Source organism: Streptomyces paradoxus, from assembly GCF_014202475.1.
GTDB lineage: Bacteria > Actinomycetota > Actinomycetes > Streptomycetales > Streptomycetaceae > Streptomyces > Streptomyces paradoxus.
Genome location: NZ_JACHGV010000004.1, coordinates 238,988 through 264,243 on the forward strand (window position 1 = coordinate 238,988; position 25,256 = coordinate 264,243).

22 protein-coding genes are annotated in these 25,256 nt (G+C 74.0%); 13 read left to right on the top strand and 9 right to left on the bottom strand.

Features of this window, described 5'->3' with window-relative positions:
• Positions 1-105: 105 nt before the first annotated feature.
• Entirely contained in the window at positions 106-1,941 is a 1,836-nt protein-coding gene (locus tag HNR57_RS15555; protein ID WP_184560594.1) for a VWA domain-containing protein, read from the bottom strand.
• Between the two features lie 279 nt (positions 1,942-2,220).
• Between HNR57_RS15555 and HNR57_RS15560 the strand changes: the two genes are divergently transcribed.
• On the top strand, positions 2,221-4,317 hold the full coding sequence (locus tag HNR57_RS15560; protein ID WP_184560595.1) for a PhoX family protein: 2,097 nt from the start codon (positions 2,221-2,223) through the stop codon (positions 4,315-4,317).
• A gap of 61 nt (positions 4,318-4,378) precedes the next feature.
• Here HNR57_RS15560 and HNR57_RS15565 read toward each other — a convergent pair whose 3' ends face one another.
• Positions 4,379-5,338, bottom strand: coding sequence for a LysR family transcriptional regulator (locus HNR57_RS15565; protein WP_184560596.1), 960 nt, complete (start codon positions 5,336-5,338; stop codon positions 4,379-4,381).
• Between the two features lie 183 nt (positions 5,339-5,521).
• Here HNR57_RS15565 and snpA point away from each other — a divergent pair, with 183 nt between their 5' ends.
• Complete coding sequence (gene snpA / locus HNR57_RS15570; protein ID WP_184560932.1) at positions 5,522-6,202, top strand: snapalysin; 681 nt, start codon at positions 5,522-5,524, stop codon at positions 6,200-6,202.
• A 68-nt stretch (positions 6,203-6,270) separates the two neighbouring features.
• Here the strand turns inward: snpA and HNR57_RS15575 are convergent, their stop codons facing one another.
• Together HNR57_RS15575 and HNR57_RS15580 are read right to left on the bottom strand one after the other, a co-directional pair.
• Positions 6,271-7,272, bottom strand: a complete 1,002-nt coding sequence (locus tag HNR57_RS15575; RefSeq protein WP_184560597.1) for an endonuclease/exonuclease/phosphatase family protein — start codon at positions 7,270-7,272, stop codon at positions 6,271-6,273.
• 43 nt (positions 7,273-7,315) lie between these two features.
• Positions 7,316-8,125 carry an alpha/beta fold hydrolase gene (locus HNR57_RS15580; RefSeq protein ID WP_184560598.1) on the bottom strand — a complete coding sequence of 270 codons (810 nt, stop codon included), beginning with the start codon at positions 8,123-8,125 and terminating at the stop codon, positions 7,316-7,318.
• Between the two features lie 79 nt (positions 8,126-8,204).
• On the opposite strand from HNR57_RS15580, the gene HNR57_RS15585 reads away from it, so the two are divergent.
• A complete protein-coding gene (locus HNR57_RS15585) occupies positions 8,205-9,551 on the top strand; it encodes an aminotransferase-like domain-containing protein (RefSeq protein ID WP_184560599.1) in 1,347 nt (448 codons plus the stop codon).
• On the opposite strand, the gene HNR57_RS15590 is transcribed toward HNR57_RS15585, so the two are convergent.
• Positions 9,448-10,416 (bottom strand): hypothetical protein, encoded by a 969-nt coding sequence (locus HNR57_RS15590; RefSeq protein WP_313673787.1) that lies wholly within the window; start codon positions 10,414-10,416, stop codon positions 9,448-9,450. The genes HNR57_RS15585 and HNR57_RS15590 overlap by 104 nt on opposite strands.
• Before the next feature lie 149 nt (positions 10,417-10,565).
• Positions 10,566-11,006 (bottom strand): hypothetical protein, encoded by a 441-nt coding sequence (locus HNR57_RS15595; RefSeq protein ID WP_184560600.1) that lies wholly within the window; start codon positions 11,004-11,006, stop codon positions 10,566-10,568.
• Positions 11,007-11,127: 121 nt separating this feature from the next.
• Between HNR57_RS15595 and HNR57_RS15600 the strand changes: the two genes are divergently transcribed.
• From HNR57_RS15600 to HNR57_RS15620, 5 genes are all read left to right on the top strand, one after another.
• A complete protein-coding gene (locus HNR57_RS15600; RefSeq protein ID WP_313673789.1) occupies positions 11,128-12,333 on the top strand; it encodes a PP2C family protein-serine/threonine phosphatase in 1,206 nt (401 codons plus the stop codon).
• Between the two features lie 65 nt (positions 12,334-12,398).
• On the top strand, positions 12,399-13,460 hold the full coding sequence (locus tag HNR57_RS15605; RefSeq protein WP_184560602.1) for a serine/threonine-protein kinase: 1,062 nt from the start codon (positions 12,399-12,401) through the stop codon (positions 13,458-13,460).
• A gap of 124 nt (positions 13,461-13,584) precedes the next feature.
• The gene (locus HNR57_RS15610; RefSeq protein ID WP_313673791.1) at positions 13,585-13,920 is read left to right on the top strand and encodes a hypothetical protein; all 336 of its coding nucleotides are present in this window, start codon (positions 13,585-13,587) and stop codon (positions 13,918-13,920) included.
• Positions 13,921-13,924: 4 nt separating this feature from the next.
• Positions 13,925-16,459, top strand: coding sequence for a substrate-binding domain-containing protein (locus HNR57_RS15615; protein WP_184560604.1), 2,535 nt, complete (start codon positions 13,925-13,927; stop codon positions 16,457-16,459).
• The gene (locus HNR57_RS15620; protein WP_184560605.1) at positions 16,459-17,859 is read left to right on the top strand and encodes an extracellular solute-binding protein; all 1,401 of its coding nucleotides are present in this window, start codon (positions 16,459-16,461) and stop codon (positions 17,857-17,859) included. The genes HNR57_RS15615 and HNR57_RS15620 overlap by 1 nt, the downstream gene beginning before the upstream one ends.
• 34 nt (positions 17,860-17,893) lie before the next feature.
• On the opposite strand, the gene HNR57_RS15625 is transcribed toward HNR57_RS15620, so the two are convergent.
• Positions 17,894-18,040, bottom strand: a complete 147-nt coding sequence (locus HNR57_RS15625; RefSeq protein ID WP_184560953.1) for a hypothetical protein — start codon at positions 18,038-18,040, stop codon at positions 17,894-17,896.
• A gap of 134 nt (positions 18,041-18,174) precedes the next feature.
• Between HNR57_RS15625 and HNR57_RS15630 the strand changes: the two genes are divergently transcribed.
• The 4 genes from HNR57_RS15630 to HNR57_RS15645 all read left to right on the top strand — a co-directional run bounded on the left by HNR57_RS15630 (position 18,175) and on the right by HNR57_RS15645 (position 22,247).
• A complete protein-coding gene (locus HNR57_RS15630; protein WP_184560606.1) occupies positions 18,175-19,518 on the top strand; it encodes a helix-turn-helix domain-containing protein in 1,344 nt (447 codons plus the stop codon).
• Between the two features lie 71 nt (positions 19,519-19,589).
• Positions 19,590-20,597 carry a permease gene (locus HNR57_RS15635; RefSeq protein WP_184560607.1) on the top strand — a complete coding sequence of 336 codons (1,008 nt, stop codon included), beginning with the start codon at positions 19,590-19,592 and terminating at the stop codon, positions 20,595-20,597.
• On the top strand, positions 20,594-21,322 hold the full coding sequence (locus HNR57_RS15640) for a TIGR03943 family putative permease subunit (RefSeq protein WP_184560934.1): 729 nt from the start codon (positions 20,594-20,596) through the stop codon (positions 21,320-21,322). The genes HNR57_RS15635 and HNR57_RS15640 overlap by 4 nt, the downstream gene beginning before the upstream one ends.
• 133 nt (positions 21,323-21,455) lie before the next feature.
• Entirely contained in the window at positions 21,456-22,247 is a 792-nt protein-coding gene (locus HNR57_RS15645; protein ID WP_184560608.1) for a GAF and ANTAR domain-containing protein, read from the top strand.
• Positions 22,248-22,265: 18 nt separating this feature from the next.
• Here HNR57_RS15645 and HNR57_RS15650 read toward each other — a convergent pair whose 3' ends face one another.
• A complete protein-coding gene (locus HNR57_RS15650; protein ID WP_184560609.1) occupies positions 22,266-23,051 on the bottom strand; it encodes a hypothetical protein in 786 nt (261 codons plus the stop codon).
• Between the two features lie 342 nt (positions 23,052-23,393).
• On the opposite strand from HNR57_RS15650, the gene thrS reads away from it, so the two are divergent.
• Positions 23,394-24,614: a threonine--tRNA ligase gene (gene thrS / locus HNR57_RS15655; protein ID WP_184560610.1), complete on the top strand. Its 1,221-nt coding sequence runs from the start codon at positions 23,394-23,396 to the stop codon at positions 24,612-24,614.
• A gap of 28 nt (positions 24,615-24,642) precedes the next feature.
• Here the strand turns inward: thrS and HNR57_RS15660 are convergent, their stop codons facing one another.
• Positions 24,643-25,188: a pyridoxamine 5'-phosphate oxidase family protein gene (locus tag HNR57_RS15660; RefSeq protein ID WP_184560611.1), complete on the bottom strand. Its 546-nt coding sequence runs from the start codon at positions 25,186-25,188 to the stop codon at positions 24,643-24,645.
• Between the last annotated feature and the right edge of the window lie 68 nt (positions 25,189-25,256).

A 25,256-nucleotide genomic window follows, 5' to 3' on the forward strand; every position in this document is an offset into this window, starting at 1 on the left:
GGTCTCGGTCGTCTACGGAACCTTGAAATCGTAGCTGACACGGGTACGCCGCCCGCCTCCCCTTTTACGGGGTGGGAAGCGGGCGGCGTCGTGAGCGGTGGGTGGCTACGGGCGCCAGTTCGCCAGTACGCCCTCGTACAGCTCCTTGTCCGTGAGCTCGCGGGGGGTTTCGCCGGCGAGGAAGTGGGACGTGTTGGGGGTCTTGAGCTTGCGGAGGTAGTCGAAGGCCTTGTTCTCCGGGTCTCCGAAGGCGACGAAGGAGAAGAAGACGGCGGGGTGGGTCTTCGCGGCGTCGGTGAGGGCCTGGGTCGCGGGGGTCTTCGCGTCGGGGGCGCCGTCGGTCTGGAAGACCACCAGGGCGGGGGCGGTGGGTTCCGCCGTCTTGTCGTGGTGGGCGAGGACCGCTTCCACGGCGGCGTGGTAGCTGGTGCGGCCCATGCGGCCGAGGCCCGCGTGCAGGTCGTCGATCTTGTTCTCGTGGTCGGTGAGGGTGATCTCGCCGGTGCCGTCGAGTTCGGTGGAGAAGAAGACGACCGGGACGGTGGCGTCGGGGTCGAGGTGGGCCGCGAGGGCGAGGGTCTGCTCGGCGAGGGCCTGGGCGGATCCGTCCTTGTAGTACGGGCGCATGGAGGCGGAGCGGTCGAGGACGAGGTAGACCTTGGCGCGGGTGCCGGTGAGGTTGTTTCGGTCGAGGGTGGTTGTGGCGGCCTTGTAGGCGGTGCTGAGGCCGGGGGCGTGCTTCTTGAGGGCGGTGAGGGTCAGGGCTGGGCCGGCCTCGCCTGCGGCTTCGGCCGTGTTCTTCTTCCCACCCGCACCACCCGTGCGGCTTTCGTCGCCGGGTGCGGGTGGCCCCTGCGGGGCGGTGTCGCCGTCGGCGGCCGCGGGCTCGGGGGCCTTTTCGGACTTCGTCCCTGTCGTGCCCGTTGTGTCCGTCGTGCCCGTCGTCCCCTTGGTGGCCTTCGCGGCCCTGGTGGCCTTCGTCGCCTTGGTCGTCTCGCCGGCCTCGGCCTTCGGCGCGGCCTTGCGCGTGGCCTCGGGCTCGGGCTCGGGCTTGGGCTCGGGCTTCGCGTCGGCTGCGGACTCGGCCTTCGGCTTCGCTTCGGCTGTGGGCTCGGCCTCGGGCTTCGGCTCGGCCTCGGCCGTCGGCTCCGGCTTCGGCTCTGCGGGCGTCTCGGCCTGCGGCTCGGGCGCGGCTTCCGTCTTCGCGTCCGCTTCCGCCGGTGCTTCGGACCCGGCTTCCGCCTCCGTGTCCGTCTTCGCCGCGGGCTCGGACTGCGCATCGTCCGCCGGGCTGGCCTCGGGCTTCTCCGACGTCGTCGACTCCGGCTCCTCGGCGACCGGCGTCTCCGCCGGAGCCGCCTCTGCAACCGTGGCCTTCTCCGCCTCGGCAGGCTCAGCCGCCTCCGGCTTCTCTACAACAGTCGGCTCCGCGGCAGCCACCGGTTCCTCAGCAGCGGCCGGCTTCTCAGCAGCGGCCGGTTCCTCCGCAGCCGCCTTCGCGGAACCCGCCGGCTCCTCCGCACCCGCCGACTTCTCAGCCGTCGGTTTCTCTACAACAGCCGCCTCCGCGGCACCCGCCGGTTCCTCCGCAGCGGCAGGCTCTTCCGCAGCGCCCGGCTCACCCTCCGCCGATCGGGTCGGCCTCGGGACCGTCACATGGTCGAAGGCCGCCGAGACGAGGTCGTGTTCCCCGGAGTCCGAGTCCGGCGTGCGGGGCTCGGGGACACTGGCCGAAGGCGTGGGCTCCGGTTCCGGGGAGGGGGACGGGACCTTCGGGTCCGTGGCGGGGGGCGACGCCGGTGCGAGGGTGTCCTCGCTGGTCAGGCCCTCGGTCCCGCTGGTCTCATCGGCGGTCGCCGTCCGCGCCGCACCCTCCGCCTCGGCGGTCCGTGACTTGCGGGACCGACCGAACGCGTTCCGCAACCGAGTGAGAATGCCCATGTGCGCGCAACCCTTCGCGTGAGTTGAAGCCGTCAATCCCTGGCCAGGACGGACACGTAAGGTTAGCGGCCCTCCTGTGTGATCTTGGGCAGGGTCTGTTGTGCCAGGTCCACCCTGTCAAGGGGGACATCCGGCCGGTGCGGGTGTCGCCGGGCTTAATCGTCGCAACCCCCGTACAGCGGCCGGGGGTTCATCCGTTGTTCACCAGGGCGCCCGGCTCTCGCGCATATGTGCCCCTACGGTCACGCTGACACCAAGGGCATCCAAGGAGAGAGCAAAGTGCGCAAGCTGCTGCCGTTGATCGGAACGCCGTCCGGTTCTCACCCCGGCGGCCGGTCCGCCATGACCTGTCGTTTCCGGTGTGGTGACGCCTGCTTCCACGAGGTGCCCAACACCAGCTCCAACGAGTACGTCGGTGACGTGATCGCCGGTGCGCTCAGCCGCCGGTCGATGATGCGCGCCGCGGCCGTGGTGACCGTGGCCGCCGCGGGGGCGGGTGCTGCCGGTGTCGCGCAGGCTCCGCAGGCCGCCGCCGCCCCGGCCACCGGCGCCCCGTCCGCCACCGCCGCCTCCGAGGCCGCCCGGCGTAACACCAAGGGCGCGCGCGGGCTGCGCTTCGCGCCCGTCGCGCCCAACACCGCCGACGCGGTGACCGTGCCGGAGGGGTACCGGCAGAACGTCGTCATCCGCTGGGGCGAGCCCATCCTGCGCGGCGCTCCCGCCTTCGACCCGGAGAAGCAGACCGCGAAGGCGCAGGCCGGGCAGTTCGGGTACAACTGCGACTTCCTCGCCCTGCTGCCGTTGCCCGGGGAGCGCAACCGGCAGCTGCTCGTCGCCAACCACGAGTACACCGACGAGATCCTGATGTTCCGCGGCTACGACGCCGCCAACCCGACCCGCGAGCAGGCCGAGATCGCCTGGGCGGCGCACGGGCTGTCCGCCGTCGTGGTGGAGGGGGACCGCAAGAGTGGCAGGCTCACCGCCGTCTCCCGGCATCAGCTGAACCGGCGCGTCACCGCGACCACCGAGTTCCGGCTCACCGGGCCCGTCGCCGGGTCCGAGCTCGTGAAGACCTCCGCCGACCCGTCCGGCACCAAGGTGCTCGGCACCCTCAACAACTGCTCCGGCGGTGTCACCCCCTGGGGCACGACCCTGCACGGCGAGGAGAACTTCAACCAGTACTTCGCCAACAGCAGCCGGGCGACCGACAAGCGGTACGGGATCGGCACCGGGGCCAGCGAGCGGAAGTGGGAGCGGTTCGACAAGCGGTTCGACGTCGCCCAGGAGCCGAACGAGGTGCACCGGTTCGGGTACGTCGTGGAGTTCGACCCGTACGACCCCGCCTCCACGCCTCGCAAGCACACCGCTCTCGGGCGGTTCAAGCACGAGGCGGCGACCGTGCGGCTCACGCACGACGGGCGTCCCGTCGTGTACTCCGGGGACGACGAGCGCTTCGACTACTTCTACAAGTTCGTCGGCAGCAAGCGGATGAAGCACGGCACCTCCCGGGCCGTCCGCGAGCACAACCTCTCCCTCCTCGACGAGGGCACGCTGTACGTCGCCAAGCTCACCGGCGACTCCCCCGCCATCGAGATCGACGGCACGGGCAAGCTGCCGAAGGACGGCGAGTTCGACGGGAGCGGCGAGTGGATCCCGCTGGCCACCGCCACCGCGAAGGGCGCCGTCTCGCACGTGGACGGGATGAGCGCCGAGGAGGTGTTCGTCTTCACGCGGCTCGCCGGTGACAAGGTGGGCGCGACCAAGATGGACCGGCCCGAGGACATCGAGCCCAACCCGGTGACCGGCAAGGTGTACGTCGCGCTGACCAACAACAGCAACCGGGGCGTCGGCTCCAACGCCAAGGCGGACGAGGCCAACCCGCGCAACGCCAACAAGCACGGGCACGTGCTGGAGCTCACCGAGCGCTGGAACCGGCCCGAGAGCACCCGGTTCGCCTGGTCGCTGTTCCTGGTCGCCGGTGACCCGGACGACCCGGCGACCTACTTCGCCGGCTTCCCGAAGGACGCCGTGAGCCAGATCTCCTGCCCGGACAACGTCGCCTTCGACCCCTACGGCAACCTGTGGATTTCCACCGACGGCGCCCAGCTCGGCTCGCACGACGGCCTGTTCGGTGTGGCGACCCGGGGTGAGCGGCGCGGTGAGCTCAAGCAGTTCCTGACCGTGCCGAAGGGCGCCGAGACCTGCGGCCCGATCATCCAGGACCGGCGTGTCCTGGTCGCCGTGCAGCACCCGGGCGAGATCGACGGAGCGTCCGTGGAGAAGCCCGCCAGCACCTGGCCCGACGGGCCCGGGACGTACGTCCGTCCGGCGGTCGTGGCCGTGTGGCGTGCCGACGGGTGCGACATCGGCGTCTGAGCCGTTCGGCGGCAGGGGCTGATCGGCAGCGGTTCATCGGCAGCGGTTCAGCGGCAGGGGTTCACGTGAGGGCCGGGCTCGGCGGTCGAAAGGGGCCGCCGGGTGCCGGCCGTTGCGGCGCCTGCCACTCCCGGTACGCCGGTGCCTGCCGCGCCACCTCCCCGTACGCCTCCTCCAGTGCGGGGTAGACGCCGTCCAGGTCGGTCTCCGTCCGGGCCGCGGCGAGCAGCCGTACGCCGAGCGGGTCGCCCTTGAGGCGGCGTACCGCCATGTCGGGGCGGGGGGCGCGGGTCGGCTGGCAGACGGTGACGACCTCGCCGGTCGCGACCAGGGCGTCGGCCGTGTGGTAGTCGCCGTGCAGGACGTGCGGGCTGACGCGGGCGGCGCGGAACATCCGCTGGACGGCGTCCCATTCGCCGTCGACCGTGGGGTCGATCATCCAGCGGTCGCCGGCCAGGTCGGCCAGCTCGACCTCCCCTTTCGCGGCGGCCGGATGGTCGACGGGCAGCGACACGCACTGCGGCTCGCGCTCGACCAGGACGCGCAGCCGGAGTTCCGCGGGGATGCGCAGCGGGGAGCCCTCCACCTCGTGCACGAAGGCGACGTCGAGCTGGCCGTCGGCGACCATGCGGAGCAGGGCGTTGGGGGAGACGTTCATGTGGAGGCTGGGGTTTCGGCCATGGGCGCGCAGCCGGCGCAGCCAGCCCGCCAGGGCCTTGCTCGCCGTCGAGCCGATGCGCAGCTCGGTGCCGCCGGACGCGGCCGCCCTCGCCTCGGCGACCAGCAGGTGCAGCTCGGCCATCAGCGGCCGGGCGCGGCTCAGCACGAGGCGGCCCAGCGGGGTGGGGCGGCAGCCGGTGTGGGAGCGCAGGAAGAGCACGCCGCCCAGTTCCTGCTCGATGCGGCGCAGTTGTGTGCTCAACGACGGCTGGGCGACGCCCAGTTGCCGGGCGGCGCGGTGCAGACTGCCGGTGTCGGCTATGGCGCACAGCGCGCGGAGGTGCCTCACCTCGAGCTCCATGCCCTGTGAGGCTAAGGCGGAATCGCGGCGTTAACCAGCCACATAATTCATTGCTAAACCAGGTGAATTGGGCACCGTATAGGGCTGTCCTATCCCCGGTTGCCATCATCACAGGCACCGCACAGGCATCGAGACTCACCGGTGACGACTCGACCCCCACCCAAGGAGTCCTCGATGTCCTCGATGCGAAAGACCACGTCCGCCCTGGCCGTTCTCGGACTCGGCATCGTGACGGCCGGTCTCGGCACGGCCGTGCCCGCGGCGGCGGCCCCCGTCGCGGAGCAGCCCCATGCCGGATTCGTCGCCAAGTCCGACACGTCCGCCACCACGTCCGCCGACTCCGACGCGAGAGCCTTCTTCCAGGCCGTCCTCGCGTCCGTCGCCGAGAAGCGCGCCGAGAACCCGAGTGCCGCCGCGGCCGTCACCGTCGTCTACGACGCCTCCCGCGCGCCCACGTTCAGGACGCAGATAGCGCGCAGCACCCAGATATGGAACAGCTCGGTGTCGAACGTGAAGCTCCAGTCGGGCTCCGCGTCGGCGGCCGACTTCAGCTACCGGGAGGGCAACGACTCCCGCGGCTCGTACGCCTCCACCGACGGCCGGGGCAACGGCTACATCTTCCTGGACTACCGGCAGAACCAGCAGTACGACTCCACGCGGGTCACCGCCCACGAGACGGGCCACGTCCTCGGGCTGCCCGACCACTACTCGGGCCCGTGCGGTGAGCTGATGTCCGGTGGTGGGCCCGGCCCGTCCTGCACCAACGCCAACCCGAACGCGGCCGAGCGGGCCCGGGTCGACCGGCTCTGGGCCGGCGGCCTGGCGGCGGCGATGGACAAGGCCCTGGAGAAGTCGGCCCGTTGATACCCCATGCGGATACGGCCGTCCCGCTGTGCGGGGCGGCCGTATCCGGGTGTGCGGACCGGGGCCGGTCAGCGGCCTTCGTGGAGCGTGAGGTCCGTGACGACCGCGCGGTGGTCGGTGTCGGCCAGGTCCAGGATGCGGGTTCGGCTCGCGCCGAAGTCCTCCGAGACCAGGACGTGGTCGATCTGCACGCCGAGCGTGGGTGCCGTCCGGGCCGGCCAGGTGGCCGTGCGGTCGGCTCCGTCCAGCCGGGAGGCGTCGCGCAGGCCGGTGTCGAGGATGCGGCGGAAGGCCGCGTGGTCCTGGGAGGCGTTGAAATCCCCGGCCAGGACGAGAGGGGTGCCCGGGTCGGCGGTGGCCGCCTCGCGCAGGGCGGCGAGCTCGCGGTGCCAGAGGTCCACCTGCCCGGGCAGCGGGGGCATGGGGTGGGCGAGCTGGAGCCGTACGGCGTGCCCGTCCACGTCGGCGACCGCCCCGGGCATGCCCATCGTGCCGGGTACGCCCCCGGTGGGCCGCAGCGGGAAGCGGCTGAGGATGACGGAGCCCTCGGAGCCGCCGCCCTCGACGGCCCGGCGGTGCGGGTAGTCCTGCGAGAGGTCCCGCTTCAGCAGCGCGTCGCACTCGTAGTCGCACTCCTCCACGAAGACCACGTCCGGTTTCTCGCGGCGGACGGTGGTGACGAGAGAGGCGGTGCCCTGGCCGAACTCGACGTTGGAGGTCAGCACGCGCAGGTCGGCGACCGGGCGGCCCACCGGGTCGCCGACCTTGCCGTACGGCTCGATGAACCAGGCCAGCAGGCCGAGCAGGACGACGCCCCAGACCGTCCCGGGCCACCAGCGGGACAGCAGCGTGAGCAGCAGCGCCACGGCGGTGGGGACGAGCAGCCAGGGGAGGAAGGCGAGGAGCTGCGGGACGGGGGTGATGCCGTCGCTGTCGGCGACCCGGAAGCCGACGACCACACTCACGCCGGCGAACAGCAGGCCCGCACACCAGGCGCCGAACCGCCGCCCGGGCGGACGGTGTTCCCGCCCGTCGTTCCCGGCGGTCCACTCGGCAGTGTCGGTGTCCAAGGCCCGGCCTTCCGTTCGCGGTGGGGTATGCCCGAATCCTCCCTCAAAGACGGGGTGGGGCGGAGGAAGGTTGCCGTGCATCGACCCGGGCCAGCAACTCCTCCAGCGCGGCGTCGAACACCTCCGGGCGTTCCAGGTTGGGCATGTGGGCCGCGCCGTCGACGATGTGCAGCTCCGCGTCGGGGAGGGCCGCGTGCAGGGCCAGGGCGCCGGAGACGGGTGTGAAGGTGTCGTCGGCTCCCACGACGACCAGGGCCGGGACGGAGACGTGCGGCAGCAGGGGGCCGTAGTCGGGGCGCCGGGCACGGGCGCGCAGGGCCGCGGCGGCGCCCTCGGGGGCGGTGGCGGTCATCATGCCGTGGACGTGCGCCTTGACCTCGGCGGACGCGTAGGGGGCGACCATCCGCTCCAGGACCTCGTCGGCGTAACCGCGCATGCCCTCGGCGAGGAGACGGTCGGCCATGGCGTCGCGGGTGCGCACGCCCTCGGGGGTCTCCGCGGACGGGGAGGTGTCCGCGAGGACCAGGCCGCGGACGCGTTCGGGGAACAGGCGGTAGCAGTCCATGACGATCTGCCCGCCCATCGACAGGCCCGCCAGGACGAACGACTCCACGTTCAGCTCGTCCAGCAGGGCCTCGATGTCCCGGGCGAACTCCGAGAAGTCCGTGACGGCCGGGGCGGTGGGGGAGGCGCCGTAGCCGCGCAGGTCGGGGGCGATGACGCGGCGGGTACCCGGGAACCTCGCGAGCTGCGGGGCCCACATCGTGCGGTCGAAGGGGTGGCCGTGGACGAGGACCAGGGGTACCCGATGCGTATCGGTCCCCTTGTCCTCGTATGCGAGGAAGGGTGCCATGGCGTCGACCCTAGGCCGCCCAACTACTCGGTGCAATAAGATCTTTGCTCTCGGTGCAATCCAAGGGGGAGACCGGCCGATGAGTGACTACCGGCGCATCGCCGACCGCATCGCCGACGACATCGCCACCGGCCGGCTGCGGCCGGGCCAGCGGCTGCCGCCGCAGCGGGCGTTCGCACGGCGGCGGGGCATCGCCCCGTCCACGGCCGGGCGCGTCTACGGCGAACTCGTGCGGCGCGGGCTGGTCGTCGGGGAGGTCGGGCGCGGCACCTTCGTACGGGCCGCACCGGACGGCCCGGCGGGGCTGGCGCTCACCGAGCCCGGTCCGGCCGCCGCGCCCGTGAACCTGGAGCTCAACTACCCCGTCGCGCCCGGCCAGCCGGAGCTGCTCGCCCCCGTCCTTACGCCGCTGCTGCGCCCCGACGTGCTGGCCGAGGCGCTGTTACCGGCCGCCGCCACCGGCACCGAGGCGGCCCGGGAGGCCGCGGCCACGCTGCTCACCACCCCGGGCTGGCGCCCCGCCCCCGAACGGCTGCTGTTCACCGGCAACGCCCGGCAGGCCATCGCAGCCGTCCTGGCCTCGCTGGTCCGGCCGGGCGGCCGGGTGGGTGTGGAGCAGCTGACGTATCCGCTGGTCAAGGAGATCGCGGCGCGGCTCGGCATCACCCTGGTGCCGCTGGCCGGGGACGCGGCCGGGCTGCTCCCGGAGGCCGTGGCGGCAGCGCACCGTTCGGCGCCGCTGTCCGCCCTGTACGTGCAGCCGACGCTGCACAACCCGACGTCCCTGACGACGAGCGGGCCGCGGCTGCTGCAACTCGCCCAGCTGGTCCACGACCTGAACCTGCCGGTGGTGGAGGACCGCATCTGGTCCTTCCTCCGGGAGCCCGGTGATCCGCTCGCCGTGCACGCCCCGGCCCTCACCCACGTCGTCGACGGGCTCTCCAAACGGGTCGCCCCGGGGCTCACCGCCGGGTTCCTCGTGGTGCCGCCGCACCGGGTCGCCGCGGTGGGCGACGCCGTGCGGTCGGGCGGGTGGAGCGCGGGGCGGTTCGCGCTGGAGGCGGCCGTGCGGTGGACCGGGGAAGGGACGGTGGCCCGGCTGGTGGAGGCCAAGCGGGCGGACGCGGTACGGCGGCAGCGGATCCTCGCCGAGGAACTCGCGGGCTTCGCCGTACGGTCCGACCCGGCCTCCTACTTCGCCTGGTGGGAGCTGCCCGCCCCGTGGCGTGCGGACACCTTCACGGCCGCCGCCGCAGCGCACGGCATCGCCGTCACGCCCGGCCCGGCCTTCGCGGTCGCCCCCGGGCACACGCCCGACGCCGTCAGGCTCGGGCTCGCGTCGGCGCCGGAACCGGATCTGCGACGGGCACTGCGGACCCTCGCGCACGTCGCCGCGCGGCGATCCGGGGACCGTACCGGCCCGTGAGCCAGGCGCCGGCCGCCACCGCCAGGCCCAGCACGCACAGCAGCCAGGACACCGTGCGCAGTGTGGCCGTCAGGGCGTCGTAGACCGCGCCCGCGGCCGGCCGGTGGAGGTCGTCGGGCAGGTCGGCGAGAGTGAGGCGGCGGCCGATCGCGACGGCGAGGACCAGCAGCACGCCGCCCAGGGCCGTGCCCAGGGCGAGGGCGGTGACCGCGCGGCGGCGGCACGCGGCGACGGTGATCCCGGCGACCGCGAGGACGGCGGCGGCCAGCGGCAGCCAGAGGGCGGCGGTGTCCAGCACGTGGTACCCCTTGCGCAGCCGGTCCACGTCCTCGGCCGGGAGCACCGGGATCCGCGTGTGCGTGACCGGGATGCGGTGGGCGAACGGCACGTGGTTGTCGGAGAGTTGCTGTTTGACCCGGGCGATGACGGGGGCCGGGTCGACGGTGACCGGGGCGCCCTGCGCGCCGTCGTCGCGCAGGGCGCGCAGCACCGCGCCGTGCACGGCCCGGTTCGCCGCGTCCCAGGCCGTGCGGTACGCCTCGGTGCGGGTGAAGGAGCGCGCGGCGTCGTGCACGAAGGGGCCGATCTCCCCGCGCAGCGGACCGGAGCCGGCCGCGGGCGCGGCCTCCCGCAGGACGCCGTCCCCGACGGCCTCCGCCACCGCGCCCCGCACGTCCGGGTCGGCGGCGAGCGGTGCCATCGTCCGGACCCAGCGGCCGGTGTCGGTGAGCCCGTGGGCCGCCCAGGACGCCAGCGCCCCGAACGGCACCAGCAGGCACGCCAGGGTGAGCAGAACGGCCGACAGGACGTTCCGCGCTCGTGGGGGCGCCTTCTCGGCTACGGGCGCCCGGTCGCGCTCGGTCACCCTTCCAGGCAAGGCGCCCGCGGCCCGGCCCGCGAGCGCAACAACGGCGTCCGGCCGTACAGCGGGCGCCCCGCAGCGCACTCCACCTGCGAGAAGCGGCCGTCACGGGACCCTCGGCGGACTCACCCGAACGGGTGTCCCGGTTCCCGTCAGCCGATCCGCCGGCCCGCGGCGTCCTCGTGCGTGTAGTAGCGGTAGAACACCATCGCCAGGACGGCCGCCCCCACCAGCAGTCCGAGGCCGCTGGAGCTGAACACGGAGGCGCCGGTCTGGCTGTAGAGGAAGCCGACCGCGCAGCCCGAGAAGACGAACCAGCACAGCGCGTGCAGTTCGCGGGGCAGCCGCGGTGCCAGCGCGCACACGGCGGCGAACAGCACGGCGAACACCAGCGCCGTGACGAAGCCGAACAGCACGTTCCAGCCGGTGATGGGCCCGCCGTGGCGCTGGTTGGCCGCCGCCCAGAAGCCGTAGATGAGCCCGAGCACCACGGGCAGGCCGACCTTCACGGCGGCGTGGACCCGCGGGCCGAACACATCGGGCCTGCGGCGTTGCGTGATCATCCTGCGTGAGGCGGGTGCCGCATGAGCCATGACAGCTCTCCTCTCTGTCCCTGCCCCTGGATCCAGGGCACACCGGCGGGCACCCGGTGGCAAGTCGGCGGAGCGCACGGAACGGGATGCGGCCGCTGCGACCCCGTGTTTCGCTGGGGCCGTGAGCCGCCACCGCAGGGGGCACGGCCCGCTCGTCCGGCACGCCCGGGCCGGGGGCCGGGACGTCGTGCGGCGGCAGGAACTGCTGCGGGTGCGGGGCCACAGCGTGGCCTGGGTGCCGCCGCTGCTGCTGCTCGTCGCCATCGCGGTGGCCGACTACCACACCATCGGCGAGTTCCGCATGATCTCCTGGATCGTGCTGGTGCCGGGCATCGCGGCCGCGCTCTGCGGGGTGTGGGGCACGGCCCTGTTCGCGGTCGTCTCCCTGGTGACGTACGTCGTCGCCGACAGCGCCTGGCCGCACGAGTACCGGGCCGGCCGCGGCGACTTCGTCCTCGTCGCCCTGGGCGGCATCCTCGCCGTCCTGGCCTGCGCGATCCGGGTGCGCGACGAGCACCGGGCGCTGCACATGGGCGACGTCACCGACACCATCCGCCGTACCGTGCTGCGCCCGCTGCCACCGGGCTGGGGCGGCCTCGACCACGCCGGGGTCTACCTCACCGCCGACGCCCACGCCCGCGTCGGCGGCGACTTCTACGACATCCAGCCCGGCCCGCACGGCACCCGCGTGCTTGTCGGTGACGTGCAGGGCAAGGGCCTGGGCGCGGTGGAGGCGGCGGCCGCGCTGCTCGGCACGTTCCGTGAGGCCGCGTACCACGAGGCGGACCTGGCGACAGTCGCCGAGCGGCTGGAGACGCGGATGATCCGGCACCGCGGGCACACCGTCGCCCTGGGCCGCTCCGACGGCGACCGGTTCGCCACCGCAGTCCTGCTCGCCTTCCCCGACGACGAGCAGGGGGCGGTGGACGTCCTGCTGTTCGGGCACGAGCCGCCGCTCGCCGTCGGGCCGGGCGGGGTGCGCACCCTGTCGGCCGGGGCCGGACTGCCGCTCGGCTGCCGGGACCTCGCGCCCGGGCCGCCGGAGACCCGGCGGTGGCGGGTCTCCGGCGACGAGACGCTGCTGCTGGTGACGGACGGCGTGACCGAGGCCCGGGACGGCACCGGGGCCTTCTACCGGCTCGCCGACGAGGTGTCCCGGGCCGTCGCCGAGGACCCGGGCACCGCCGAACCGGCCCGCCTGGCGGCGTTCGTACGGGACGGCACGCTGCGGCACGGCGGAGGGCACCTCGCCGACGACACGACCGTGTTCGCCGTCCGACGGAGACCCGGGAGTGAAGCCCCCGAAGGCGGACGTTTGCGGTCCTGAGACCCACCTTTGCAGCCGCAGCGGCTACGGTGCTGACGTACGTGATCGACACAGGGGGTGGCGCGATGCCCGGAACCGTGCTGTTGCTGGCGGCCTCGCCGGTGGGCAAGGGGCGCCTGGTGGACGCCGCCTCCGTGCTCCCCGTCCTCGCCGCCGTGGCGCCCGCGGTGCTGTCCGGCACCGACACCGCGAACGTCGTCGAACTCGCCGACCCGCTGGAGCCGCAGGCCGTCCTCACCCGGCTGCGCGCCGCCGCCGCGGCCCCCGGCCCCCTCACCGTGTACGTCACCGGCCAGCTCCAGCTGGACCGCCGACAGCGCCTGCCCCACCTCGCGCTGGCCCGCACCACCGCCTCCACCGCCCGCTACACCGCCTTCCCCTGGCACTGGTTCCGCGAGGAGCTGCGGCTCAGACCCGCCGGCGCCACGACCCTCCTGCTCGACCTGCACGCCGACGCCGAGACCTGGGAGCTGCTGCGCGCCACCCCGCTGGACGCGGGCCGCGGCAACGTCGTTCACGGTCGCATCGCGCCACCGCCGTCCCGGCGCACGGTCGCGCAGCCGTCGTACATGAAGGCCGTCGCGACGATCCTGCGCAGCGGGTTCCGGCCGCCGGCCGAGCAGTTGCACCAGCAGGCGCTGGCCCGGATCGCGCCGGAGAGCGCGGGCACGGACCTGGTGCTGAGCACGCCTGGCCCGGCGGTCGGCGATCCGCACGCCGCCATCACCGCCGCCGTCCAGTCCGGCCGGCACACCGAGGCCGACGCGCTCGCCGCCCGGCACGAGCAGCTCGCCGTCGCCGCGCACGGCCCCGCGTCCGAAGAGGCCCTGCACTGGGCCGAGGTGCGGGCCGACCTGGCGATGTTCGCCGGGGACGCCGCCCGCAGCTGCCGCACCTGGCTGATGATCGCCACCGCCCGCCTGAACGCCGGGCAGGCCCCGGACGCCCCCGCCGTCGAGTCCGCCGTGGACCGGGCGCACCACCAGTGGGGCCAGGTCCGCGACACCGCCCCCGCCCGCGAACTGGGCGCCGCCCTCGCCGCGTTGCGCGGACGGGTGCCCGGGCGGCGCGAAGGCGCGCTGGACCATGTGCAGCGCCAGCTACGGCAGTTGCAGACCCAGGCCTGAGACGCGTGCGCCGTGTGCGCGTGGCGTGAAGGGGGCGTGCAATCGCTTTCGCAGGTCACGTCACAGGTCTGCCGCCGAGGCATGACCCGGTGTCATGATGTCCGGTATGACAGAGGGGGACCGAGTGGCTGTCTTAGGCGTGCGCGTCCGGCTGGGCGCCGGCGCGACCGTGGATGATGTCAGAGCTCTGAAGACGTGGCTGGAGCGCGAGGAGCCGTTGGAGGCGCTGCTCTCCGGGCGTCACCTGCGCATCGACGAGCGGTCCGGCACGGACGGGACCCCGGGCCGGCTCGGGCCCGACCTGGAACTCGTGCTGACGATCCTCGGCGACGTCGTCACGGTCGCGGCACTGACCGAGTACACCGCCCGCGCGGTGAAGACCTGGACGAACAACCGGAGCAGGCTGCAGGGCGGCGATCCGGAGCCGCAGATCCGCCCGCTGGACCCCGACGGGGAGTAGGCCGGTGAGCCGCTTCGACCCGCGCGGCAAGGTGAACCGGGCGCTGCTGGCCGGTGTGTCCGAGTACGACCACACGGCACCGGACGACTCCCAGGGCGTGAGCGGTCAGCTCCCGGCCGTACGGCACAACCGGACGGGACTGGAGGACGCGCTGCGCCGGGGCGGGGTGTTCGGCGCGGGCGAGGTGCGGGCCCTGGCCTCACCGGCCCCGGACGACTTCACGCGCGAGTTGCGCCGCGTCTGCCAGGAGGCCAGAGGGCTGCTGCTGTTCTACTTCGCCGGGCACGCCGTGACCTCCACCTCCGGCAGCGAACTGCACCTCCAGATGCGCACCGCGCGGGTGCTCACGGGCAACGGACTGCCCGGCTCGGTGACCTTCACCGAGGTGCTCGGCGAGCTCGCCGAGAGCAACGCCGAGCAGGTGGTGGTGATCCTCGACTGCTGCTACGCCGGCAACGCGGCGGGAATCTGGCACCGCTTCGACGATCCGAAGCGCAAGAAGCACAAGATCCTGCTGCTGATGAGCGTGCAGCCCAACCGCTGCATCCTGGGCGGGGACGCCGACATGGCGACACCGTTCACGCGTGAACTCACGCACGTCCTCGACGAGGGCGGCGAGGTGTGGCTCTCCGGGCTGTACACCGCGGTGAAGGAGCGGATGGCGGCGGCGAACTACCGGGCGGAGGACGACGACTCGCAGCGGCCGCAGGCGCTCGCTCCTCCCTGGAAGCAGGATGCGGATGTCCTGCTCGCGGCAGGTCCGGGGGTCGTGGTGGACCCGTCCGGGCCCGCGCACATCGGCTGGTTCCCGTGGCTCCGGCCCCTGGTAGCCCGCGCCGGCAAGGCCTTCGCCCGGTCCGGCCGTACCGCGCTGGCGGCTCTGCTCGCCGTGCTCGCCACCGGCGCCGGCGGCTACGGCATCCTGGCCCTGACCGGCGAATCCGGACCCTGCGCACCGGCTCTGGAACTGCGCGTCCTCGCCGACCCCGACCTGGAGCCGGTGGTGCGGGCGGCCGCGGACTCCTACGTCACGTCCGACGCCAACACCACCGGCGAGGGTTGCCGGCGCAGCGGCATCACCGTCAACAGCGCGGGTTCCGCGGCGGTGGTGAACGCCCTGGGTGAGCGGACCGACGCCTGGCAGCAGCCCCGGGAGGACGACAACCCGCAGCGGGACATCGGCCCGCAGCCGGACGTGTGGATCCCCGCCACCGGCGCCGACGTCGACCGCGTCTCCTCGGCCGCGGCCAAGGAGGACCGCGTCTTCGCCCGGCTGGAACCGGAGGCCGAGCCGATCGCGTACTCGCCGGTCGTACTGGCCGTACCGAAGGCACTGGACGCCGGCCTCGAACCCACCGGGCGGTCGCTGTCCCGGCTGCTCGACGACCTCGAACGGGCCGATGGCGCAACGGAAGTGCACCGTCCCGACCCGGAGTTCACCGACGCTGCGCTGCTGGCGACGACGGGCCTGTACGGCGGTGACGCCGACGCGCGCCGTGCCGAGCTGCGCCTCGCCCGGACCGAGCGGCCCGAACCCTCGGCCGTGCGGCTGCTGTGCGCGTTGCCCGGCGGCGGCGACGCCGTGGACGACCACGGCGCGGCGCTGGTCCCCGAGTTCCTGCTGAAGAGCGGCACCGGCTGCCACCCGGTCACCCGCGCCGCGCGCGTGGCCGCCTACCCCGACGACGTACCCGGCCTGGAACCGGCGTTCGTGCGCGTGCGCTGGGAGGACGGTGACCGGGATGCCGCCGCGCGGGACGACGCGGTGGACCGCTTCCACACCTGGCTGACCGGGGAGGACGGCCGGGCGGTGCTCGGCGAGCACGGCTTCAGGTCCGCGAAGGGTGAACGGGGCCTGCTCGACGCGGCATCGCCCCCCAAGGGCGTCACCGAGTCCGTCCAACCGGCCAGGGCCGCCGACCCCACGACGATGGACCAGACACTGGAGGACTACGGCAACGCTCACGGGCCCGGCCGGGTGCTGTACCTCCTCGACAGCTCCGGCTCCATGGCCGGCCGGTGGGACGGCCCCAGCGGAGGCCCGGGCATCCTCAAGCAGACCCTGCCCGGACTCGGCGGGGGGGACGAGTACGGGGTGTGGGCGGTGCACGGCACCGGCGACCGTACGCACACCGAGCTGCTGGAATTCGGCACGCACGGGCGCCGCGAGGCCGAAGACGCCCTGGACGCCGCCGAGGTGCGGGACGCGGAGGCCGATCCGCCCGGCGCCCTGCTGGACGCCCTGGCGTTCATGCGGGAGCGCAGCAGCGGCGACGACCGGCCGCAGCTGATCGTGTACCTGACCGACGGCGAGGACGACGGCCGCCTGACGAGGAAGGCCCTCAAGGAGGTCCTCGACCGGGCCGGCGGCGCGGGCGTCCCGGTGACCATGGTGTCCCTGAGCAGCGCGGGCTGCGACCAGGGCCGCCCCGCCACGCGCATCGCCGAGGCCGGCCGGGGCCGCTGCCTCGACACGGGTGACGATCTCGTGCCCGCCCTGCACGACGAGGTCGCCCGCACCGGAACGGGGGAGGAATGATGGCCCGCCGCCTGACGGCCGCCGCACTGTCCCTGCTGTCCCTGCTCGCGCTCACCTCCTGCACCGGCAAGGACGCGCCGGAGCAGCCGCAGGGCGCCGCCGACCCGCCCCGGATCGTGGTGGCCAGCGGCCAGGACGTGACCGGCAAGAACGGCATCCGCCAGCAGCTCATCGACGCCTGGAACGCCCAGGAGGGCGAACACGGCTACCGCGCCCGCCTGGTGGAGCTCCCCGGCTCCGCCGACCAGCAGCGCAGCCAGTTGCTCGGCGCGCTCCAGTCGGGCGGCGCCGAGTACGACGTGGTGAACCTGGACGTGACCTGGATCCCGGAGTTCGCCGCCGCCGGCCTGATCCGCCCGCTGACCGGCGCGGCGGTGAAGTCGCCCGACGACATCATCGAGGCCGTCGACCGGACGTCGTTCTGGGACGGCGAGCGGTACGCCGTTCCCTTCAACAGCGATGTGGGCCTGCTGTACTACCGCAAGGACCACCTGCGGGGCGCGGGCACCTCCCGGACCGGACTGGGCCGCGGAGTGACCTGGGACGACCTGCGGGAACTGATCGACGCCGTCAACGACGACCCCACGAAGCCCGGGAACTACGAGGAGGGGTGGACCACGCAGCTCGCCGCCTACGAGGGCCGTACGGTCAACGCGATCGAGGCGTTCGCCTCGGCCGTCCCGGACTTCGCGCTCACCGACGAGGACGGCCGGTACACCGCCGACGAGGAGCAGTTGACGGCCGGGGTGACCGAACTGCGGGAGCGCACGCAGTCACCGCCGTACATGCTGGACGAGGCCTCCGGCTCCCGCGAGGCCGAGTCGCTCAGCGCCTTCGCGGAGGGCCGCACGACGTTCTTGCGGCACTGGCCGTACGTCTACCCGGCCCTGTACGAGAGGTTCAAGGGGAATCTCGGTGTGACCCGGCTGCCCGGCAAGGCCGTGCTCGGCGGGCAGAACCTGGCCGTCACCTCGAACACGTCCGAGCAGCGGGCCGCCAAGGCCGCCGAGCTGATCGCGTTCCTGACCGACCCGGACAGCGAACGCTGCCTGCTGCGCGCCGGGTTCGCCGCGACCCGCACCTCCGCCTACCGGCACCCCGGCGGCACCCCGGAGTGTCGGCACGCCTCCGCGTACTCCACAGGCGCCTCGGCGTCCCCCACCGGCGAGAGCGCCGAGGTCAAGGCCCCCGACCAGCTCGCCGGCGGCGTCAGCTACTCCCGCGACATCCTGCTCCCGGCCCTGAGCGAGGCCGTGCAACGCCCCCGCACACCCCTGTACGGCGCCGTCACCCAGACCCTCATCACCCAACTGGGCGCCCTGTACGGCCCCCGGCCGCCGCGGGACGCGGAGGTGGCGAAGAACCTCGACGAGGCGCTGAGCGAGGTTCTGCCCGACTGACTCGGCCGGATTTCCCGCAGCGCGAACGTCGCGCTCAGCGGGAGTCGGCCACCGCCCGCGGGGCCGGTTCCGGGGTTTCGGCTCTTGCCGGGCCCGCGTTCGCCGCGAGCAGCAGGGTCGCCACCGCGACCAGGGCGGCGGTGAAGCCTCGGGCGTACCGCTCGGCGGTGCGTGTGCGCATCAGCACGGCGACCTCGCAACTGGGGCGGTGACTACGGCGGCAGTGTGTTAAACGTGTTCAACAATTCGGCTTAACACTCCGTTTAACCTAGGGGCAGTTCAGGTCGAACGGCAAGGGGCACAGGGGGAGTTGGCGTGGGGGAGCGTGACGATCCGGGGACCATCGGTCGCCGGGTGCAGCGGTTGCGTGTGGAACGCGGGCTGACGCAAAGGCAGTTGGCGGAACCCGTGTACACACCGGCCTATATCTCCACCCTGGAGTCGGGCCGGGTGCGGCCCTCCGACGACGCGCTGCGGCATCTCGCGGACCGGCTCGGCGTCGCCTTCGACGAGCTGGCCAGCGGGCATTCCGCGCGACGGGTGACCGAGCTGCGGCTGCGGCTGACCGAGGCCCAGCGGATCCTCGCCGTCGGCGAGACGGAGGCGGCGGCCGGGCAGTACGCCGGGCTGCTCGCCGAGGCCGAGACGCACGGGCTCACCGCGGAGCGGTCCGCCGCCCTGCTGGGCCTCGGCGAGTGCGCCCTGGAGACGGGCGAACTCGTGGCGGGCCGGCAGTACTTCGAGCGGGCCGAGGAGTGTCTGGCCGGCGCGCCGCTGCCCGCCCGTGTCCCGGCCCTGCGCGGCCGGGCCGTGGCGCACTACCTCGCCGGTGAACTCCGCTACGCGGTCTACCTGCTGGAGACCGCCCTCGACGAACTGAACCGCGGCGGCCTGCACGACCCGGACGCCCTGCTGCTGCTCTACGCCAGCGCCATCGGCCCGTACATGGACATGGGCGCGCACGCCCGGGCCGCCCAGGCCGCCGAGTTCGCCCTGGCCCTCGCCCCGCAGTCCGGTGACCCCGCCCTGGTCGCCCGCATGCACCGGTCCGTCGCCCGCACCCTGGTCGCCGAGGGCCGTCTCGCCGAGGCCGACGCCTCCCTGGCCAAGGCCGCCGAACTGTACCGGGGCCTGCAGATCCGCACCGAACTCGCCAACTGCCACTGGATGCGCGGCTACGTCTACGCCCAGGACGGACAGCTGGAGCGGGCGGAGGCCGAACTGCGGGAGGCGCTCGGCATGCTGTCGGCCAAGCGCGCCGCCCTCTACAGCAGCCAGGTAGCCGTCGAGCTGGCCGACGTGCTGCACCGGCGCGGCCGGTCCGACGAGGCGGCGGCCCTGCTGCACGACGTCCTCGGGCACCTGTCCCCCGAGCGCGGCGCCGTCCACGCCGCCGCCGCGCACCGGCTGCTCGGCATCATCGCCGAGGACGCCCGTCGCACGGAGGAGGCCGAGGAACACTACGTCCGCGCCCTGAGCCTGCTGGAGCGGGCCGGTGCCGCCGGCGACCTGGCCGACCTGTGCCGCCTGCTCGGTGACCTGCTGCGGCGGACCGGCCGGGTGGAGGCGGCCCTGGACGCCTACCGGACGGGCCTCGGGCACCGCACGGCCCCGGGCACCACCACCCTCGGGCCCGCGCCCGCCCAGCCCCCTCTGTGAGCAACCGGGCGCCTTCGCACTGCCGTGCGGGTTAGCCTCCCTCCGGGGATGTGAACGACCGGGGCGGGCGCGTGGAGAACCAACGAACGGTGGCCGACGGCATACGGCTGGGCCTGCGGGCCCTGGTGTACGCCGTCCTCGGCGGTGCCGCGCTGCTCGCCGTCCTCACGGTGGGGTCGGTGCTCGGGCCCCTGGTGGCGCTCGGCCTCTACACCCCGCCGGTCGCGGCCTGGTGGACGGTGTTCACCGCGATCACCGTCCAGGGCGTGCCGTTCCTGCTGCTGGGCACTTTCGTGTCGGCGGCGATCGGCGCGTTCGTGCCCGAGCGGGTGTTCCAGCGGCTGCTGCCCCGCCGTACGGTGCTCGCCGTGCCCGTCGCGGGGGCGGCCGGGGTCGTGCTGCCCGGCTGCGAGTGCGCGTCCGTGCCGGTGGCCGGGAGCCTGATGCGGCGGGGTGTCGCACCGGCCGCCGCGCTCGCCTTCCTGCTGTCGGCGCCCGCGATCAACCCCGTCGTCCTGGTGGCGACCTCCATCGCCTTCCCGGGGCAGCCGGAGATGGTCCTCGGCCGGCTTCTCGCCTCGCTCGGCACGGCCGTGGTGATGGGCTGGCTGTGGGCCCGGTTCGGGCGGGAGGAGTGGCTGCGGCCGCCGAAGCGGCGCGGTGGGCAGGCGCCGGGCGGTGGCCCGCGCGCCTTCGTCTCCGGGCTGCAGCACGACTTCCTGCACGCGGGCGGCTTCCTCGTCCTCGGGGCGGCGGCCGCGGCGACCTTCGACATCGTCGTACCGCGGTCGCTGCTGGAGGTGTTCACCGGGTCCGCCTGGCTGTCGGTGCTGCTGCTCGCGCTGCTGGCGGTCGTGCTGTGCGTGTGCAGCGAGGCCGACGCGTTCGTGGCGGCGTCGCTGAGCGGCTTCTCCCCGACCGCGCGACTGGCGTTCATGGTGGTCGGGCCGATGGTCGACCTGAAGCTGATCGCGCTGCAGACGGGCACGTTCGGCAGGGCCTTCGCGGTGCGGTTCTCGGCGGCGACGTGGATGGTCGCCGTGACGAGCAGCGTCCTGGTGGGGTGGTGGCTGCTGTGAGGCGCTACGGACCGGCCGTGCTGCTCGCGCTGCTGGGCGCGGCGATCCTGCGGGTGTCGCTCTTCGGCGAGCTGTATCTCCGCTACGTCCAGGCGGGGCTGCGGCCGTACCTGGTGGTGTCCGGGGCGGCGCTGGTGCTGCTGGGCGCGGCGGTGGCGGTGGTGACGAACAGGGCGGACCACGACCACGACCACGGGGACGGCGGCGGCCACGCGGGGCACGGTCACGGCCCCGGCGGGCCCCGGGTCGCCTGGTTCCTCACGGTCCCCGCGCTCGCCCTCCTCCTCTTCCCGCCGCCCGCCCTCGGCTCCTACAGCGCGGAGCGCGAGGCGGCCCGGAGTGCCGCCCGGGGCGTCGGCACCTTCCCGGCCCTGCCGCCCGGGAACCCCGTCGACCTCACCCTCGGGGAGTTCGGTTCCCGGGCGGTCTACGACAGCGGCCGCTCCCTGGACGGCCGTACGGTCCGGCTCACCGGCTTCGTCACCCGCGGCGATGGCACCTGGTACGTCACCCGCCTCCTCGTCTCCTGCTGCGCCGCCGACGCCACGGCCGCCAGGGCCGAGGTACGCGGTGCTCAGGCCCCGCCGGCCGACACGTGGGTGACGGTCACCGGCAGGTGGCACCCCGAGGGCGGGCTCGGCTCGGACGCCGCCTGGCCGCCGGTCGTCGACGCCGCCTCCGTCCGGCGGGTGCCGCAGCCGGACAACCCGTACGAGAAACGCTGAGGCCACACGCCACGGCGACCGCCCCACCGAGGGGTTTCGCCCCTTCCGCGACGGGTAGTCGGGGCACCTCCGGGAGGGCCCCGGCGGGTGCCCCGGACAAGGCGACGGTGCAAGCCGCGGTGCGAAGGAGGCGGTGATCGTGCGGCCCAGGGACGATCCCGGAGGCGCCCACGACGGCGACCCGGGTCCCGGCCGCACCGGAGGCGGAGACCCGGACCCGGACGGAGCCCGGGCCGCCGACGTGATCGCCCGAGGCATGCGGGGCGCCGAGCCCGGCGAGGTCCCGGGACGGCTGTGCGAGGTGGCGGTGGAACTGCTGCCGGTGACCGGCGCGAGCGTGTCCCTGCGCAGCGAGGGCATGCCCGTGCAGCTGAGCGCGAGCAGCGCACAGGCCGCGCACCTGGCGCAGATCCAGGCGACCCTGGGTGACGGCCCCTGCCAGAGCGCGCTGGAGGACGGCGCGCCGGTCCTCGCCTGCGACCTGACCTCGGGCCGGGACGCGGGACGCTGGCCGGTCTTCGCCCAGCAGGCGACGGAGGCCGGAGTGCGGGCGGTGTACGCGGTGCCGCTGGGCAGCGGAACGGTGTGCGTCGGCACGCTCGACCTGTACCGCGACCGCCCGGGCGGGCTCACCGACCGCCAGCTGCACGTGGCCCGGATCGTGGCCGGGGTGATGACCGTGGCCCTGATGGCACTGCCGCACGGGGACGAGCCCGAGACCCCGGACGGGGAGGACTGGCTGAGCGGCCTGGCCACCGACCACGACGAGGTCTACCGGGCCGTCGGCATGATCATGGCGCAGCTCGGCGTGGGCGCGGACGACGCGCTCGCGCGGCTGCGGGCCGACGCCTTCGCGCACGGGCGCACGGCCCTGGACGTGGCACGGGACGTCATCGCCCACCGCACGCGCTTCGACCGGTCGTGACTCCCGAGGCCCGGGACGTCAGATCTGCGCCCTGCCCTGCTTCCTGATCTCGGCCAGGCGCTGCGCCCCGAGCTGCACGGCCTGCTGGGTGACCTCCGCGTACACCTCGTCGAGGCCGGCGTTGGTGAGGGTGATCGCCTCCTCGCCCACGCGGACGGCGGCGAGGTCCATGGTGAGGTACGTCAGCTCCCCCTCCTCCGTCTCGCCGGCCAGCGTGACCCGCAGGGCCTGCCGGGCGTCCCCCACCGGCGGCAGCGGCAGGTCCCGGACCTCCACGCCCTGGACGACGCCGCGGGTCGTCGTGACCGTGAACTGGCCGCACCGGTCCGGCAGCGACTTCATCCAGTCCAGCGTGCGGTCCACGTCCGCCGGGGGATACGCGGCGACCCGGTAGCGCAGCTGGGCGTCGGTGTCGCCGTCGTCGAGCGCGGACGTCGCCTCCGGGCCCTTCGGTGTGCCGAAGGGCTCCTCCAGGTAGAGGGCGTCCAGCAGCCGCTGGCAGTCCCCGTCCTCCGTGGTGCCCTTGAGCAGCCCGTCCCGCCAGGTCCGCGCGCCCCGGGTCGGCCCCCACGGCTCGCCCAGGTCGGCCTCGGTGACCAGCGCCGCCTGGGCCTGCGCCTCGGTGAGGGCGGCGCCGGAACCGGCGGGCTGCTCGACGGCGGGCGACGCGCCGGAGGCGGACGCGGAGGCGGAGAACCACCGGGGGCGCGGCTCGTCGACGACGGAACAGCCGGCCGTGGCCAGCAGGGCGGTCGCGGACAGCGCGGAGGCGAGGAGGGCGCGGGCGGCCGGAGGATGGGTCATCGGGGTGCCTCCTGCGAGGGGCTCGTGGAGGCGCCTCCGGACGGAGCGGTCTCTCCGAGAACGGGTGGATGCTCTTACGGCACCACCGCGCCCGCCCGCCCACCAGCGATACGTGCCGTCCGGGTGAGCGGACCGGGACCCCGGCCGCCGTCCGAAAACCCGTGGCCCCGCCCCCAATGCCCTTGTTACGGTCCCGCCCATGCAGCGCGCCCAGTCGTACCCGTCCGCCACGACGACGCCGGAGAGTGTCCCGGCGCGCTGACAGCTGATGTCCGAAGCCCCGGGGCGAGTGCCCCGGGGCTTCCTCGCGTGGTGCTCGCCTCCCCACCGCGAGGAGTCACCGTGCACGACCACCGCCGACTCGGCCGTGAACTGGACCTGTTCGACACCGATCCGCTGATGGGCGCCGGGCTGCCGTACTGGCTGCCCGACGGCGCGATCGTGCGGCACACCCTGGAGGAGTACATCCGCGACGCGGAACGGCGGGCCGGCTACCGGCACGTGTACTCGCCGGTCCTCGGCAAACGCGAGCTGTACGAGATCTCCGGGCACTGGGACCACTACGGCGACGACATGTTCCCCCCGATGGACGTGGGCGCCGAACAGGTCCTGCTGCGCCCCAGCCTCTGCCCCCACCACGCCCTGATCTACCGCTCCCGCTCCCGCAGCTACCGCGAACTACCGCTGCGTATGGCCGAGTTGGGCGGCATGTACCGCTCGGAGCTGTCCGGTGTCCTCGGCGGCCTGACCCGGGTGCGGTCCATCACCCTCAACGACGCGCACGTCTTCTGCACCCTGGAGCAGGCCGTCCAGGAGGCCCGTGCCGCGCTGGAGCTGATCGGCCGCGCCTACGCGGACCTGGGCATCCGCGCGTCCCGGTACCGGCTGTCGCTGCCCGGCGAGGGCGGCAAGTACGTGGCCGACCCGGAGCTGTGGCGGCGCGCCACCGCCCTGCTGCGGGAGGTCCTGGACGGCTCCGGCGTCCCCTACGAGGCGGCCGGGGGCGAGGCGGCCTTCTACGGCCCCAAGATCGATGTACAGATCACCGACCCGGCGGGCCGGGAGGCCACCCTGTCCACCGTGCAGATCGACTTCCACCAGCCCGAGCGCTTCGACCTGCACTACATCGGCCCCGACGGGGCGAAGCACCGCCCGGTGATGGTGCACCGCAGCATCATCGGCAGCGTGGAGCGCGCGGTCGCCCACCTCGTCGAGGAGCACGGCGGCGCGTTCCCGCCGTGGCTGGCACCGGTGCAGCTGGCGGTCCTGCCCGTCGGCGAGGAGCAGACCGAGGCCGCCGACGCGCTGGCCGGGCACGCCCGGGAGCTCGGTCTGCGCGCCGAGGTCGCGGGCCCCGGACAGGGCACCCTCGCCGCCCGGATCCGCGCGGCCCGGCTGGTGCCGTACCAGGCGGTGATCGGCGGGCGGGAGGCCGCCGCGGGGCTGGTCGCACCGCGTCTGCGCGACGGCCGCCGGCCGGACGCCCTGCCCGGCGCCGAACTGCTGCGCCGGATCGGCGACCGGGTGGCGGCCCGCGGACCCGGTCTGTGGGACCCGTCGTAGAACGGGTGCGACCGGGCCGAGGGCGGTCTCAGAACGTCCAGCGCGTGTGGCTGTAGACCCCGTTGTCCCGGCCGAAGCCGTACGCCGTGTCCGGGGCCACCGCGAACACCACCGCGTCGCCGCTGCGGAACTCGTCCCCGATGCCGTGGAAGGTGCCCTCGGGGGAGGTGATGTGCGGTCCGTACTTCGTCTCGAACGCCGTGATCACCTCCTCCAGCAGGGCACGGTCGGCGACCGGCTCGGCCGTGCCCTCGACCACGAGGTCGAACCCGTCGGTGAGGGAGTTCGCCCCGGTGGTCAGGGCGCAGTGCGCGTCGTGCGCGAGGTTCTTCGCCTTCTGCTCCCCGCGGCCGGTGGAGAAGTACAGCGCCCCGCCGTGCCAGGCGGCGATGCAGGGCGTGACGTGCAGCCGGCCGCCGGGCCGCACCGTGGACACCCAGAAGATCTCGGCGGTCTCCAGCCGCCGTCGGGCTTCGTCCCAGTCGGTGGCCGTCACCGCCGCGGCGCCCGGGCGGGGGTTGAGCGCGGAGCTGTAACGGGCGTCGAGTTCGGTCGTCGGTCGCTGTGCGGGCATGGCGGACTCCTTCGTCGTCTCCTCCCCGTAACGACCGTCCGCCGGGGCCGGAATCATCGCCGCGTCCG

What these genes read in the sequence shown, in the direction of transcription:
- HNR57_RS15555 (WP_184560594.1), bottom strand. Translation starts at nt 1,941, where the DNA reads ATGGGCATTCTCACTCGGTTGCGGAACGCGTTCGGTCGGTCCCGCAAG.
- HNR57_RS15565 (WP_184560596.1), bottom strand. Translation starts at nt 5,338, where the DNA reads ATGGAGCTCGAGGTGAGGCACCTCCGCGCGCTGTGCGCCATAGCCGAC.
- snpA (WP_184560932.1), top strand. Translation starts at nt 5,522, where the DNA reads ATGCGAAAGACCACGTCCGCCCTGGCCGTTCTCGGACTCGGCATCGTG.
- HNR57_RS15580 (WP_184560598.1), bottom strand. Translation starts at nt 8,125, where the DNA reads ATGGCACCCTTCCTCGCATACGAGGACAAGGGGACCGATACGCATCGG.
- HNR57_RS15585 (WP_184560599.1), top strand. Translation starts at nt 8,205, where the DNA reads ATGAGTGACTACCGGCGCATCGCCGACCGCATCGCCGACGACATCGCC.
- HNR57_RS15595 (WP_184560600.1), bottom strand. Translation starts at nt 11,006, where the DNA reads ATGGCTCATGCGGCACCCGCCTCACGCAGGATGATCACGCAACGCCGC.
- HNR57_RS15605 (WP_184560602.1), top strand. Translation starts at nt 12,399, where the DNA reads ATGCCCGGAACCGTGCTGTTGCTGGCGGCCTCGCCGGTGGGCAAGGGG.
- HNR57_RS15620 (WP_184560605.1), top strand. Translation starts at nt 16,459, where the DNA reads ATGGCCCGCCGCCTGACGGCCGCCGCACTGTCCCTGCTGTCCCTGCTC.
- HNR57_RS15625 (WP_184560953.1), bottom strand. Translation starts at nt 18,040, where the DNA reads ATGCGCACACGCACCGCCGAGCGGTACGCCCGAGGCTTCACCGCCGCC.
- HNR57_RS15650 (WP_184560609.1), bottom strand. Translation starts at nt 23,051, where the DNA reads ATGACCCATCCTCCGGCCGCCCGCGCCCTCCTCGCCTCCGCGCTGTCC.
- HNR57_RS15660 (WP_184560611.1), bottom strand. Translation starts at nt 25,188, where the DNA reads ATGCCCGCACAGCGACCGACGACCGAACTCGACGCCCGTTACAGCTCC.